The organism is Candidatus Blochmannia vicinus (genome assembly GCF_023586525.1).
Lineage (GTDB): Bacteria > Pseudomonadota > Gammaproteobacteria > Enterobacterales > Enterobacteriaceae > Blochmanniella > Blochmanniella vicinus.
In genome coordinates this window covers 84,500-100,083 of record NZ_CP097763.1, presented here as the reverse complement: position 1 = coordinate 100,083, position 15,584 = coordinate 84,500, and the positions used below count along the sequence as shown (strand labels likewise).

Below are 15,584 nucleotides of genomic sequence, written 5' to 3'. Positions count from 1 at the left end.
TTTTTTATGAAATTAATTGAGATAATTGTACAGATATTAAATATAAATTTAATAATCGAAATAAAATAATAACAATATTAAAGAATATTTTAGATAATTTTATTATGGGGTTGATATATAAACAAATGGGACCAGGATGTTGTGTGCATATTACACATAATGATTTAAAAAATTAATTTTTTAATAATGAAAACATAGTTGTTATAAATTATTAACAGTTGCTGACTATTTGTATAATGTTCTGATAGTAGAAAATGTATTATGAATTCGTATATGTAGAGAAGGAGTGTAATTACATATATTGATAATATATTTTATATGTTAGTTAGTATATGCAGTTAATTTAAAAGTAAATTTAATGTGACTGCTTAAATTTTGATGAATAAATTGATTAATATAAATGGGGTATTTTAAATTATCAGTTATAGTGATTTAATAATTTATTTAAATATATGATTTTAAAAGATATTTTATAGATTAATGGTGTTTGCGCTAAAATAAACGGTAAAAACATAATTAAAAGAATAGTAAGTAAATTGTGTGATATATTCAAATTATTGTATATTTTTTGTAAATCAGAGTTATTTATTATTAGGTTATGTGGTCTATTTACTTTTTATCATAGAAATATTTTAATGTTCGTGTTAATACTGCGTATACATTTGTTAATGTACTTTGGGACTTTTAGAGTTATATATTTAATCATATAAATATTTATACATATTTTAGTTTTATATTGCTACAATAGTAGTATTCTAAAATCTTTTAGAAATATTTAAATTGTTAATTTATATAATTAAGAGCGAAAACAATTTCATAAAAGTATAACAATGATTGTTAGATGAATCGAAAATGATTTTCGTATTTGAACATACTTTAATATAGTAACAATACACTTGTTACGGGTTTGGAGACGAATGTATGGCATTGCTTAATAATAAGCGGATTTTAGTTACCGGAATGGCCAGTCATCGGTCAATAGCTTATGGTATTGCTCAGGCTTTATATAGAGAAGGAGCCGAATTGGCTTTTACTTATCATACCAATAAATTGAAATTAAGAGTGCAAGATTTATCTAAAAATTTTGATTCTGATATTATATTACCATGTGATGTATCTGAGGACTTTTGTATAGATCAGCTATTTGTTGAATTAAAAAAAAAATGGCTAACTTTTGATGGGTTTGTCCATGCGATAGCATTTGCTCCTACTGAACAGTTGAAGGGTGATTATGTTGATACTGTTACCCGTGAAGGGTTTACGTTATCTCATTCTATCGGTTCTTATAGCTTTGTAGGAATAGCCAAAGCATGTAGAAGTATGCTAAATAATAAAGCATCTTTAGTTACATTAACTTATTTGGGATCTATGCGTGCTATACCCCATTATAATGTAATGGGATTAGTTAAAGCTTCATTAGAAGCCAATACTCGTTATATGGCTAATGCTATGGGGCCAGAGGGGATTCGTGTTAATGCAATTTCTTGTGGACCTGTACGTACTTTGGCTTCTTCTGGTATCAAGAATTTTAAAAGGATGCTATCATTTTGTCAGAGACAATCACCTATACGTCGCAATGTTTCTATAGAAGAAATTGGAAATGTTGCCGCATTTTTATGTTCTAATTTATCATCTGGAATTACTGGAGAAATAATTTATGTTGATGGCGGGTTTAATATTGTTTCTACTATAGATGATGAAAAATAACTTATATAAATAATGGTGTATTTTCTTGAATGAAATCTATATATTTAAATTTTTGTAAAGAATTATATATATGGAGTTATTTATATTTTAAAGAGTTTTGAGTCATGGTATCTTTTCATTGAAATATTTTAATGACAGGTCCATAAATAATATCTAGGACATGTGAATATGCGATATCGTATTGTACCAGTTACTCATTTTAATCAAAATTGCTTAATAATTTGGTGTGAAATAACACACGAAGCGGCTTTAGTGGATCCCGGAGGAGAAAGTAATAAATTACGAGCAGAAGTAGATAAGTTAAATGTGAAGATAGGTAAAATTTTATTAACTCATGGTCATATTGATCATGTTGGTAGTGCAGTTGAACTAAAAAAATATTACAGTGTTCCAATAATAGGACCACACAAATCAGATCAGATATTGTTAGATAGTTTAATCATTCAATGTAATATGTTGGGTGTGGATATTCCTGATGATACTACTGCGGTTATTCCAGATTTTTGGTTAAAAGATGGAGATACAGTACAAGTAGGACATGAATTTTTTAATGTATTGCATTGCCCTGGCCATTCGCCAGGTCATGTGGTGTACTGGAATAAAATACAAAAATTTATAATTATGGGAGATGTATTATTTAAAGAAAATATTGGTCGCACAGATTTGCCAGGAGGAAACATTATATCTTTAATGAATTCTATTAAAAACAAGTTATTTTCGTTAGACGACGATATTGTTTTTTTACCAGGACACGGTGCCCAATCTACGATTGGGCATGAACGTGTGAACAATACTTTTTGTAGTATAATAAGATGACTGTATAATACAGTATGAGTTTTATAATCATAGTATACAAATAAAAATGACTCTTAATTTGTATAAGTCTTTTATTTATTAAAATAATGGGTTTTGTTTATTTGGATGTAATTATCTTTTCATCCATAGTTTTAATAATAGACCTACATACATAAACGATATTATCATTTGATAATCCAGCTAAATTAATTCTGCCAGCACCTACTAGGTATATGCCGAACTTATTTCTTAAGTTCATCACTTGATTTTCATTTAATCCTATAAAAGAAAACATTCCACATTGGGTTTTAATGAAACTGAAGTCTGTGTTTTCATTATTATTTTTTAAAGTATTAAAAAATAATTTTCGCATGTAATTAATATGTTCCCTCATGGTTTTTAGTTCTTCTTCCCATATAGAGCGCAAATTTTTATTGTTTAATATCAAAGAAACAATAGAAGCACCATGTGCTGGTGGATTAGAATAATTACCGCGAATAATAACACGCAACTGACTTAACACTCGATCTGCATCATCTTTATTATTGGTTATTACACTGCACGCTCCTATTCTTTCATTATATAATCCAAAATTTTTTGAGTAAGAATTACATACTATCAATTCTGCATTTTTTTTACAGAAAATATATAATCCTTCAATATCCTCTGTTAATCCACGAGAAAATCCTTGATAAGCTAGATCGAACAAAGGTAACCATCTATTTTTTTCTGATAATTCTGATAGAATATTCCATTGTTCGATATTAGGATCAATTCCTGTAGGATTATGGCAACAACAATGAAACAATACTACATCATTAGGTTTAACATTTTTTAAGCTTGAATATAATTCGTCAAAATTTAGTGAATGAGTTGTATTATTATAATAAGGATAGGTGCATATTTCAAATCCTGCAGATAAAAAAATATTTTTGTGATTAACCCAACTGGGATTGCTTATCCATATTCGTTTAGATTTAGTGTTTTTTATTATGAACTCAGCTGCTATACGTAATGCACCAGTTCCTCCAGGTGCTTGAACAGTTCTTATGCGTTCTTTTGAAATAATAGAGTTATTATTGTTTACTCCAAATAATAAACACTGGGTAGCTGTATTAAAGGAATGCATACCCTCTATGCTAAGATAATTTTTAGTGGTTTCATGTTTTAACAACCATTCTTCAGCTTGTTTAACACTAGTTAAAACAGGAGTATTTTTTATTTTATCAAGATATACACCTATACCGAGATTTATTTTGTGTTTTCGTTCATCAGAATTGTAAATTTCTGATAAGCCAAGAATTGGATCAGCAGGTGCCATTTTAATAGACTTAAACATAACGTACGTCCATATTTATTATAATTATGTAAGGATTTTATATTTATATCAAAACTATTATTTTTTCCAACTATTAATTATTATATTTTTTAGTTTAAATGCGAAATATAATATAATATATTTTATAGCTTTATATATCTACTACTTATTGCAAATTATTTATTTTTTTAATATTGTAATAATATCTATTTTATTTATGTAAATTAATATAAATGCAAGTATTATTAAAAATTGACATTCTTTGGTGTTCTAGGAAAAGGGATAACATCTCTAATATTTTTTATCCCTGTAACATATATCATTAATCTTTCAAAACCTAGACCGAATCCTGAATGAGGTACTGTTCCATATCGTCTTAAATCGCGATACCACCAATAATTTTCTTGTGTTAAGTTGTTTTCTTGCAATCTTTGATCTAAGGTTGATAATCTTTCTTCTCTCTGCGAACCTCCAATTATTTCTCCAATGCCAGGTACTAAAACGTCCATAGATGCTACAGTTTGGTTATCGTCATTTAAGCGCATGTAGAAAGCTTTGATACTTTTTGGATAATTTTTTACTATTACAGGAGATTTAAAATATTCTTCTGATAGATATTTTTCATGTTCAGAGAATAAATCTGTTCCCCAATGTATTGGAATATTAAATTGTTTATTACATACTTTTAATAATTTTATTGCTTCAGTATATTCTATACAGTTAAACTTAATATTAGTGAAGTTTTCTAATCGAGATATGATATTTTTATCTATTTTATTAATAAAATATTTTATATCATCAGAACATTCTTTAAGGAGTACTATGATGATATTTTTAAGTAAAGATTCTGCTAAAATAATAATGTCATCTAAAGTCATAAACGCTGCTTCTGGTTCTATCATCCAGAATTCAGATAAATGACGATTGGTATTGGAATATTCTGCTCTAAAAGTTGGACCAAAAGTGTATACTTTCGATAATGCACAAGCATAGGCTTCGGCATTTAATTGCCCTGATACTGTTAAAAAAGCTTCTTTACCAAAAAAATTATGGGTATCGTAAGTATTGGTTTTTTCTTTTGAATTATGTAAAGCTTTCTGATTTTTTGAAGTAGAAACGCAGAACATTTTTCCATTGCCTTCAGTATCGTACGCAGTAATTATAGGGGTAGGGACCCATATAAATCCTTGTTTGTGCATAAAGGTATGGATAGCTTGCGACAATGTGTGTCTGATACGTGCAACAGCTCCAATTATATTGGTACGTGGTCTTAAATGAGAAACTTCACGTAGATATTTCATAGTGTGGTTTTTAGCTGTTATTGGGTAGGTGCTAGGGTTTTCTATCCATCCTAATATTTTAATACTTTTTGCGATTACTTCAACACGTTGTTTCATTCCAATGGATGCGGATACGATTCCATCAATTGTAACTGAGCAACCACTAGTCAAGTGTAATATTTCATTTTTATAATTATATAAATTATCATATGCAATTATTTGTAGTGGGGTTATGCAAGAACCATCGTAGATATCAAGAAAGGAAATTTTAGCTTTAGAATCACGTCGGGTGCGAATCCAACCCTGTATAGTAATTTCAGTATTTTTTGATATATAACCGTACAATATATCTGCTACTGATACTACATTCATGCTATAATCCTCCAGATTTTTCAAATTAATAATATTTTGTTGTGTTATTCATAACTTAAATTTAAATACATATAATAATGTATGATTTAATTGACTAAAGGTATTACGAGATATAATTCATGCAATTTTTTTTTGAGATATATTCGTGTTTTCGGTATAAACAATGGTCGATATCTTGATACAGTGCTTGGTTTAATCAATTAATATATATAAGTATATCAGAATATTGTATTTTTTTTAAATAATCCAACTTTTAAGTCAGTTGCGGTATAAATTATTTTTCCATCACATAATACCTCACCATCGGCCATACCCATAGTTAGTTTTCTGTTAATAATTCTGCGGAAATGAACAAGATAGGTAACTTTTTTAGATGTAGGTAAAATTTGACCAGTAAATTTAACATCTTTTACTCCTAAAGCACGTCCTTTCCCTTCTCCTCCAAGCCATCCAAGGTAAAACCCCACTAGCTGCCACATTGCATCCAATCCTAAACATCCTGGCATAACTGGGTCTTTTATGAAATGACAATTAAAAAACCACATATCCGATTGGATATCTAATTCTGCTTCTATAAATCCTTTATTATAATTTCCTCCATGTTTAGTCATTTTTATGACTCGATCCACCATCAGCATATTAGGAGCTGGGAGTGTAGGCCCGTTTTTTCCAAATAGCTCGCCTCTACTAGAAGCTAATAGATCTTCCTTTGTATATGATTCACGTCTATTAATCATAGTATATCTCGTTCTATTGCAATATATTTTCTTATATTAAAGATAATAAAATGTAACAATTATTACATGTGAATACACCATACAGTGGAAAATAGTTGTTTTATAATATATAGTTGTTTTGTTAGGTAATAAAAATTTTTTATTAAAACAATAATTTTTAGTTATTATGGTTTAGTGAAAATTGAAGTTATATATAAATATTTACAAATTAATTCTATTATATTTATTTTAGTCTGGAAATATTATTGTTTATTAAATATACAATAATTTGTTTGGAAAAGTATAATTAAGTTTTGATACATGTTATGCGTAGAATATATCTATTTAACACAGAGTATGATTAAATATAATCGTTAATAACGATGATAATAGAACTTAATTTATTATTTAGCGCGATTATTATGACCTTATATTTATATAATAAGCTGGTAGTCTTAATATTTAAAGTAGTAATTAGTACCTAAATGTAGGGTTTATAGTTTGTAGAGATAGAGGAATGCTGGATTAGGCTGTAGATTTTCATTATGATTAATCATTGTGCTATTTATTGAACTTAATATTAGGTGACACATAAGATAGATGTTATTAAGATTTATAGTTTTTATAACAAACTGCTTGCAGTAGCATAACGTAGATGTCACTGAAAAATTATGGTATAAAAAATGATTATATATTTCAATAAGATCCATTATATATAGGGTTCATGGTACATGAGTATTTAATTTCTTAGCCGTGGTGTTTGCAGTTGTAAAAGAATAGACGCAGAAAGTTCATCTAAAGTGCTTTGCTCTGGGTGTATATGAGCGTTCTCGTATCCTAATTGTACTTCTGCTAAATAAGTATGCATAGGTTTTCCGTTTTCGTCTTCCATAACGACATGATACCATGGAGATTTGCGTAAAGTGTCGTTTTTTGTAATTTCATCCAAAGTTGGTTTTTCAAGAGAATATTCTGGATCTATGTCTATTACTACTCCTAAATACCCCAATAACTTGTGTCGGACTTGTTGTCCGATTCCAAATTTACTAGTTATCATATAATCTCCTGTAAAATATTATCTATCAGGAATAATAGATATGGGGCAATATGATAAAATCAAGGGTAAATTATTGTTAAGTAGATTAAAATATAAATAAGGAATGATTCTTATTATTTAGTATTAAATAAATGTAATAGGTTTTATTTTAAATATTAATAAATTTTAATAGAATAATCTGTTCTAAGTTCCAAATGATATTTTTTATATTATAAGCATTTTATGGGTTTAGGAAGACCTGAAATTTTTGCAATTTTTTGAGCTACGGAGCCTTTTGGAAATAATCGAGCAAGAAATTGGCTATTTCCTTTTTCTTTACCATGTTTAAGTGCTATGGCATTAATTAATATTCTGATTTTTGGTAACGCGTTGAATTCCATGTAGAATTTACGTACAAAATATATAATTTCCCAATGTATTGCATCCATCGTGATGCCTTCTAGATTAGCTAGATGCATCGCAATGTCTTCATTCCAGTCTTCAATATGTATTAAATAGCCTTGCTCATTAATGTTAGCGTTTATTTGACTACATTTCACAAATTTTTCCTAAAAATTGTTTTTAAATGTTATTTTGCTAAATGATAACATTTAAAAACAAGATAGTATTTAAATTTTAAATATGAATTATAACAAATACTCATTATTATAATGAAAAATTCTAATAATGAGTATACTTTTTGTAATTTTATTATTAATTATATCTTATATTTTAAGTTTAATATATACTTGATGTTGTTTTTAAATCATGCAACTAATCGTGGTTTTATTAGTTATGGGGATTATTTTTTAATATTTAATATTGATTTAAATGTAAGACTGGTATTTTGATAGTATGCGCTGTTATTCTACAAAAAGTATCGATGATGTATTTTCTAAGGATTGATAGAACTCATTTTGTTTATTTTAAATATTTTGGAGGAGTGGCCGAGTGGCTTAAGGCGCCGGTCTTGAAAATCGGTAGTGAAAACATTCTAGAGTTCGAATCTCTACTCCTCCGAAGTATTTTGTCAGTTATTATGTTAAAAATATTTTTTGTAAATTGATTGATGACATAGCTAAATATTATTAGCACTTGAATTATATGTAAAACATATGATATTTGGATTAATCATTTTAATAAGTGAGAATTGGAGACATTCTTATAGTGACTTAAATAAGCCTTAGTAGCAGATGTATGCTACGATATTAATCCCAGATATAAATTTTATCCCTCCTCATATATACTACCCACTAAAAGTTAAAGATCTAGCCGCGTATGTATATCGTAGTAAGAACATTAAAAAAGTTTTATTTATTGGGTCGTGTAGGATTTGAACCTACAACCAATTGATTAAGAGTCAACTGCTCTGCCATATTGAGCTAACGACCCGGTTATTTTACGGTATAGTAGTATACTGGGAATAAAACTGTAGTTTTGGATATTGATTATTTCTAAAATTACAACAATGATTATTATGTATAATGGTAGTATTTAGGTATTTCGAAGATAATGTGATTTATTTTTTCTTCTACATAAAATAATAGGAACTACGCGTATAGTAATAACCACCACAATAGTATATTATATATTTTTTAAAATATAAATAAATGATTATTCGGGATTATGTAATAAATAATGATTGTTGAAATTAATGTTATATACACACATAAGTAGATGTGGTATTGATATTGTTAGTATAGGGTATGTTACGAATTGAAATTAGTTAATTTATTAAATATATAATATTGTAATTATATTAAATTAGTTATTTTAAATATTATGGATTTTATTAATATACCAACATATCTTACTCTATTTCGAGTTGTTATGGCGCCATTGTTTACAATGTTGTTTTATTTACCTATGAGTTGGGCATCGACGGTATGTACTGTTATATTTTTTGTTGCAGCTATTACAGATTGGTTCGATGGGTTTTTAGCTCGCCGTTGGAATCAAACTACTAATTTTGGTAAATTTTTAGATCCAGTAGCAGATAAAGTGATGATAATTTCAGCACTTATTTTAATAGCTGAGCACTTTCATGTATGGTGGGTTACATTGCCATCTTCTAGTATAATTATCCGTGAAGTTATTATATTAGCATTACGTGAATGGGTAGCGGGAATTGGTAATGGTAATGGAATTAAAGTTTCTTGGGTTAGTAAAATTAAAACGTGCGTACAAATGTTAGCTTTAACTGCGTTACTGTGGAGTCCTTATGAATGGATAGTGATTATAGGTGTTATTGCATTATATATTTCGGTTTTATTAACATTTTGGTCTATGTGTGCTTATTTATATTATGCGTGGCATAATTTATATAATTGCTGATTTTGTATAATGTGCGGTTTTGAGATTGAAATAATTAATGGCAATTATTCGTCATTTTTAAATCTAAGATTTATTTTTTAAAATTTAAATATCTGGTTTATTAGTATGTAAAGTAATAAATTATGATAAGGTTTATCAATGCATAAATATATTGGTGTTAAATTAATTTAATATGATTTGATTATATATTTGTTTTATGTTGTTTATGTAGCGCGTTGGCAGAGTGGTTATGCAGCGGATTGCAAATCCGTGTAACTCGGTTCAATCCCGAGACGCGCTTTTATTTTTTAAACAGCCCGGGTGGTGGAATTGGTAGACACAAGGGACTTAAAATCCCTCAGCTTTTAGCTATACGAGTTCGAGTCTCGTCCCGGGTAGTGTTTTGAACAGTGCGTAAAAAGATTATTTGAATGTTAAAATAGTTTTACTTAATAAAATGATTATTAGTTGTTGTTAATTTTTTTTTGGTACGAAAATATTATATATATATTCGTAATATAATGAACACGATTGTTGCTGATCTTTAGTTTTTAATAAGTTTTTCGTGTAATATTTATTGGTATACCAGAACGGGTTTTCAATGCTTCGTTAACTACTTTATAATCTATATTCGAACCGTTAATTAATATAGTCTGTAATTTTTTTCTTAAATGCGCTATCACTGACGTATTTAAATGATTTTTTTCTTTTTCATAAGATAATGGATTATGGATTTCAAGATATTGCATACCGTTTGATTCAACAGTACTTTTTATAGGTTCATTAATAAATTGCACTCTAGTTCCTACAGGTACAGCTTTAAAAAGAAATTCGATATCTTGAGGACGCAATCTAATACAACCGCGAGTTACTCTGAGTCCAATGCCAAAGTTACTATTAGTGCCATGAATTGCATAGTTTCTACCTAAGTATAAAGCATATAGGCCCATGGGGTTGTTAGATCCTGCTGGAAACATTGTAGGTAGGATTTCTCCACGCCTTATATATTCATCACGCATATTTTTGGTAGGGACCCAAACTGGGTTTTTTTTTTATGTTTTATTGAAGTTATCCAGTAATATGGTGTTGCATTTTTGATTGTTCCAATAGCAATTGGTAATATAACGACAGTATTGCTATTTTTAGGATAATAAAATAATCGCATTTCGGCGCTGTTAATAATAATACCTAAATGAGGCGTATTTGGTAAAATTAATTGATGTGGAATTATTAATTTTTTTTCTGAATCTGGCAGGTATACGTCAACATCTGGATTAGCTTCTAACATGTTACTAATTCCTACTTGAAATTTTTCGGAGAAAAATTCAAGGGAGTGTCTGTTGTTTTTAGGCGTAAAAATTTCTATATTTTTTCCAATTAGTCTATCATTATTTTTAGGTAATGTATAAACAGCGGCATAGGCAAGACAATGACTCAATTCTATAAAGACAAATATCATATTATAAAAATATACTTTTATATTCATAAATATTTGTATTACTTGCAGTAATTTATATTATAAATAATATTTGGTATAAACTGTAAGTATGATGGTATAAGTTTGTTTTAATAGTCTTCAAAAAAATTGGCATTTAATTTACAATAAAACAACTACTTTTCTACAACAAAATTATAGCCAATGCTGATAATATAAACAATAATTTTTATTTACTAATTCTTAAAATTATTTTTAATTCAATTAAAACACTCTTTAAGAGAGTGTTACATATTGTGAGTATTATATACTTATTCATGTCTATAAGTTTTATACTATCTATTCTAAAATTAGATAGTATAATGAATTATTCAAATGAGTTTGAATGATATATGTAGTTTTGAATTATTATTGTTAATATTTAAATAATTTTGTATGATTTTATATAATTTTTGTATCTTGTGAATTAATACAAGGAAGGTTCTCCAGGTGGGCGGGTTTTAAATCTACGATGTAACCACATGTATTGATCAGGAGCTAATAAAATTACTTGTTCGATGACTTTGTTGATATGTTTGATCATATCAATATTTGTTTCTATAGGTATTTCATTTTGTTTGTTTGGCAAAATTAATAATTCATATCCAATAGCATTAGGTAACCTACGTGCTACAAAAGGAACAATTGCAGGTTTAGCTATTTTTGTGAGTATGTAAGTACCGATTGTACTTGCAGCGTTTGATACTGCGAATAGAGGCACAAATACACTGTTTTTATGTCCATAATCATGGTCTGGGGCGTACCAAACAATTTCACCATTTTTTAAAGCTTTAATCATGCCTTTAATATCAGTACGGTCTAACATCATCTTATTAGATCTTAATCTTCCTTTAGTTTGTAACCAATCTAATAATGGATTATTATTAGGACGATAAACACCAATGCCTGGATTTATTATACCCAAAATTCGAGCGCCTAATTCTAAGGTAAAAAAATGCATTCCAATTAGTAATACGCCTTTATTTTTTTTTTGTGTTTGTATTATATTGTTTAATCCACTAATTTTAAACCAACGTTTAATTCTATGTTCTGACCAAAACCAAGCCATGCCAGTTTCAAATATGCCCATACCTATTGATTCACAATTTTTATTAAATAAATCTCTTTGCTCTTGATTTGATAAATTAGGAAAACAGAGCTCTAAATTTCGGCGAATTATATGCATGCGATTTAGCATAAAATATTTTGTAATGCGACCAATTCTAGTACCGAGATAGTGTATTATAGGGTATGGAAGTAGTACTAAAATATATAATGTTCCTATGCCTAACCAAACAAACCAAAATCGTGGGTGTAAAAAAGAATAATTAAAAACCGGAAGTTTCTTCATGTGCAAGTAACTTTTTAAAATGAATGCGTAAATGTATAGTATTTATTATAAATAAATTGCGATGACTACATTATCTAATAGAAATCTATATAATTTTTAGTGAATAAAACTATAAATATTAACTATATAAATGTATTTGTACATAAAAATAGATGTTTGTGTTAATTAATTGTTTTTGTTAAGTTGTGGTAATATTGTCTGATTATATGTATATCATATAAGTTTATTTTATAAAAAATTAAAAATTAATCTTTTGATATTTAGATATTATTTAGACACATGAAAGATAATTACATATAAATTAATTTTTTAGAAGTTATTTTGTCGTTATTTAATAGCATTGTTGTATTTTTTAGGATCATTTTTATTTTGACGTTGTTGTTGTAAGCGTTGTTTTAGATTTATACGAAAATGACGAGAAGAACGGCGTAATCGACGCATAAATCGCGGATAGCTAGAGTGTTGTTCTTTTTGGCGACATATTTTATTAGTATGTGCGATAGCATTATGATCGACATATGGATAACGTATAATAGTATGATTAATGTTTTTAGAGTTTTCAATAAAATCAGTATTTAACTCAGTAGTCGTGATTTTTTTTTCAAAAATATTAGAATATGATGTATTATATTTTTTGTAATGATTTATATTTATAGGCGTTGATTTTTCGTTTGTTTTTATATTTAAGCGACATTTAAGTTGATGTATTTTCAACCATATTTTGGGTTCTAAATAATTTATTTTTTTTAAATTTTTTTGTTCGATATTTTGTTTATGCTTTTTTTTATATTTTTGTTCGGATATTTTTTTTATTATATTTTTAATAGATAATTTTTGATTAGGATAATCAGAACTAAATTTAGTCTTGTTAGTATTTGTAATAAATTTTGATAGAGATATAATATTATCATTATTCTCGTTGAGACAATTTTTAATTTTTTTATTATTACTTAAGTTAATTTTATTTTGTATATTGTGGTTATAATTTTTTTTATCGTTATTAATATGTTTAAAATAAGAATTTTGATGTAATTTATAATTATATTTTAAATTTTGGAATAGTCTGTTTTTGTATGCAATTTTGACATATATTCCGTTGATATATTTTTTTATTATTTCTAATAATTTTTGTTTTATATTATTATAATTGCTAATATATAAATAAATTATTTTATTTAAAAAATTTTTTATATTGTTAAACCATGACATTTCTTTTTTTGATTTAGATTGCAACGTATAATTTTTATACTTAAAAATTTTATTGTAGGCAGATGTTAAATTTGAAATGATATCTGTTTTTAGTTTTAGTTGTTCTGAATTATAAGTGTAAATTAAAGGAGCAGTTTCTTCTGATGATTGAATTGCTGCGTGATTTTGGTTGGTTGCTAACAAATAACTTGGTTTATTGTTTATTTCCCCTTTTCGTATGCGTCGTACCTCATAATTTGGAGTTTTCATATGTTCATAAGGAACTATAATAGCGCGTACTCCTTTTTGTCGTTGTTCTATATCGCTAATAGCTTTTCGTTTTTCATTCAGCAAATATGAGGCGATGACTACTGGAACGATAGCGTGTACTTCATAGGTATTATTTTTTAGCGCTTCTTCTTCAATTAAACGTAAAATGGACAAGGATAAAGATTCATTATCACGAATACTGCCTGTGCCACTACAGCGTGGGCAAATATAATGACTTGATTCCCCTAATGATGTGCTTAGTCGTTGTCTAGATAATTCTAACAAACCAAATTTAGAAATACGCCCTATCTGAATGCGAGCACGATCTTGATGTACTGCTATTTTTAAGTTGTTTTCAATTTCACGTTGATGTTGAATCGAGGCCATATCTATGAAATCTATAACAATTAAGCCAGCTACATCACGAAGACGTAACTGACGCGCTATTTCATCAGTTGCTTCTAAATTAGTATTAAAAGCTGTATCTTCAATATCTACTCCCTTAGTAGAACGTGAGGAATTAATATCAATTGCTGTTAAAGCTTCAGTGGTATCAATAACAATGGAGCCTCCAGACAACAGTCGTACTTCACGCTGAAACGCTGATTCTATTTGAGACTCTATTTGATAGTGACTAAACAAAGGAATGTCTCCGTTATATGATTTTATTTTTTTGGCAAAATCTGAACGACCTAAAGAAATGAGGTGTTCTTTAGCTAAATTTAAAATTTTAGGATTATCAATTAAAATTTCTCCTATATCTGGACGTAAATAATCGCGAAATGCACGTACGATAACGTTACTGTCTTGATGAATTAAAAAGGGAGCTAGTTGATTAACTGCAGTATTTTTAATAGTTTCCCAGTGCTGTAAGAGAGAAGTTAAATCCCATTCTAATGCTTCAATAGATTTTCCTAATCCAGCAGTACGAACAATCAAACTCATGCCTTCAGGTAAATTTAAAGTAGATAGAGTTTCTTTTAATTCTATACGATCACTACCTTCAATACGTCTTGAAATTCCTCCAGACTTAGGACTATTTGGCATGAGTACCAAGTAACTTCCTGCTAAACTGATAAAAGTAGTTAGTGCAGCGCCTTTATTCCCTCTTTCTTCTTTATCTACTTGTACAAGCAATTCTTGTCCTTCATATAAAATTTCTTTAATATTAAATTTGTTGCAGGAAGATGATGAAGAAATAAAATACTCACGAGTAATTTCTCTTATCGGAAGAAATCCGTGTCGTTCAGCTCCATAATCCACAAATACTGCTTCTAAACTAGGTTCTATTCGAATAATTTTACCTTTATAAATATTTGCTTTCTTTTGTTCATGACCTACTGTTTCAATATCCAGGTCGTATAATCGTTGCCCATCTACTAATGCTATTCGTAACTCTTCTTGTTGAGTAGCGTTAATTAACATTCTTTTCATTATAATTTTTACTCAATGTTGATATATTGAAATGTAGATATTTTGATTTAAATATCTAATAGTTTTCAGTATTATTGTACATTTGATATTCAATAGGTTTGCAGTAATAACTACATATATAATTATTTTTGTTTGTAAGATCTTTGGTATTATTAATAACTATATATTTATGCAAACTATAATATTAGTTATTGATAGATTATTACATTTACATAACATTATTTATGATGATATTTATTATTGTGTAATTTTTTACAATATGTTATTTATAAATAACTTCATTATAATTATACGAATCAATGGCTATGCTGGGTAGCAAATTAAAAATTA

General features: G+C 27.9%; 10 protein-coding genes, 4 tRNA genes and 1 pseudogene. 6 read left to right on the top strand and 9 right to left on the bottom strand.

What is annotated here, in order from left to right; genetic code table 11:
* Positions 1 to 921 precede the first annotated feature (921 nt).
* Both M9408_RS00455 and M9408_RS00450 read left to right on the top strand, forming a co-directional pair.
* Positions 922 to 1,707 carry an SDR family oxidoreductase gene (locus tag M9408_RS00455; protein WP_250257255.1) on the top strand — a complete coding sequence of 262 codons (786 nt, stop codon included), beginning with the start codon at positions 922 to 924 and terminating at the stop codon, positions 1,705 to 1,707.
* Positions 1,708 to 1,875: 168 nt separating this feature from the next.
* Entirely contained in the window at positions 1,876 to 2,523 is a 648-nt protein-coding gene (locus M9408_RS00450) for an MBL fold metallo-hydrolase (RefSeq protein ID WP_250257254.1), read from the top strand.
* A 97-nt stretch (positions 2,524 to 2,620) separates the two neighbouring features.
* Here M9408_RS00450 and M9408_RS00445 read toward each other — a convergent pair whose 3' ends face one another.
* From M9408_RS00445 to M9408_RS00425, 5 genes are all read right to left on the bottom strand, one after another.
* The gene (locus M9408_RS00445; RefSeq protein ID WP_250257253.1) at positions 2,621 to 3,841 is read right to left on the bottom strand and encodes an amino acid aminotransferase; all 1,221 of its coding nucleotides are present in this window, start codon (positions 3,839 to 3,841) and stop codon (positions 2,621 to 2,623) included.
* 224 nt (positions 3,842 to 4,065) lie between these two features.
* On the bottom strand, positions 4,066 to 5,472 hold the full coding sequence (gene asnS / locus M9408_RS00440; RefSeq protein WP_250257252.1) for an asparagine--tRNA ligase: 1,407 nt from the start codon (positions 5,470 to 5,472) through the stop codon (positions 4,066 to 4,068).
* Positions 5,473 to 5,690: 218 nt separating this feature from the next.
* Positions 5,691 to 6,209, bottom strand: coding sequence for a bifunctional 3-hydroxydecanoyl-ACP dehydratase/trans-2-decenoyl-ACP isomerase (gene fabA / locus M9408_RS00435; RefSeq protein WP_250235684.1), 519 nt, complete (start codon positions 6,207 to 6,209; stop codon positions 5,691 to 5,693).
* Positions 6,210 to 6,927: 718 nt separating this feature from the next.
* Positions 6,928 to 7,245: a heat shock protein HspQ gene (gene hspQ, locus M9408_RS00430; protein WP_250257251.1), complete on the bottom strand. Its 318-nt coding sequence runs from the start codon at positions 7,243 to 7,245 to the stop codon at positions 6,928 to 6,930.
* 209 nt (positions 7,246 to 7,454) lie between these two features.
* Positions 7,455 to 7,784, bottom strand: coding sequence for a TusE/DsrC/DsvC family sulfur relay protein (locus M9408_RS00425; protein WP_250248800.1), 330 nt, complete (start codon positions 7,782 to 7,784; stop codon positions 7,455 to 7,457).
* A gap of 377 nt (positions 7,785 to 8,161) precedes the next feature.
* Between M9408_RS00425 and M9408_RS00420 the strand changes: the two genes are divergently transcribed.
* Positions 8,162 to 8,244, top strand: a tRNA-Ser gene (locus M9408_RS00420).
* A gap of 298 nt (positions 8,245 to 8,542) precedes the next feature.
* Here the strand turns inward: M9408_RS00420 and M9408_RS00415 are convergent.
* Positions 8,543 to 8,616: transfer RNA gene (locus M9408_RS00415), tRNA-Lys, on the bottom strand.
* A 390-nt stretch (positions 8,617 to 9,006) separates the two neighbouring features.
* On the opposite strand from M9408_RS00415, the gene pgsA reads away from it, so the two are divergent.
* The 3 genes from pgsA (at position 9,007) to M9408_RS00400 (ending at position 9,935) form a co-directional block, all read left to right on the top strand.
* The gene (pgsA, locus tag M9408_RS00410) at positions 9,007 to 9,558 is read left to right on the top strand and encodes a CDP-diacylglycerol--glycerol-3-phosphate 3-phosphatidyltransferase (protein ID WP_250257250.1); all 552 of its coding nucleotides are present in this window, start codon (positions 9,007 to 9,009) and stop codon (positions 9,556 to 9,558) included.
* Positions 9,559 to 9,767: 209 nt separating this feature from the next.
* A tRNA-Cys gene (locus M9408_RS00405) sits at positions 9,768 to 9,838 on the top strand.
* A gap of 14 nt (positions 9,839 to 9,852) precedes the next feature.
* Positions 9,853 to 9,935, top strand: a tRNA-Leu gene (locus M9408_RS00400).
* Between the two features lie 153 nt (positions 9,936 to 10,088).
* On the opposite strand, the pseudogene M9408_RS00395 reads toward M9408_RS00400, so the two are convergent.
* The 3 genes and pseudogenes from M9408_RS00395 to rne form a co-directional block, all read right to left on the bottom strand.
* Positions 10,089 to 11,023: pseudogene (locus M9408_RS00395) on the bottom strand (L,D-transpeptidase family protein).
* A 415-nt stretch (positions 11,024 to 11,438) separates the two neighbouring features.
* Positions 11,439 to 12,362, bottom strand: coding sequence for an LpxL/LpxP family Kdo(2)-lipid IV(A) lauroyl/palmitoleoyl acyltransferase (gene lpxL, locus M9408_RS00390; RefSeq protein ID WP_250257249.1), 924 nt, complete (start codon positions 12,360 to 12,362; stop codon positions 11,439 to 11,441).
* A gap of 327 nt (positions 12,363 to 12,689) precedes the next feature.
* Positions 12,690 to 15,254 carry a ribonuclease E gene (rne, locus tag M9408_RS00385; RefSeq protein WP_250257248.1) on the bottom strand — a complete coding sequence of 855 codons (2,565 nt, stop codon included), beginning with the start codon at positions 15,252 to 15,254 and terminating at the stop codon, positions 12,690 to 12,692.
* Between the last annotated feature and the right edge of the window lie 330 nt (positions 15,255 to 15,584).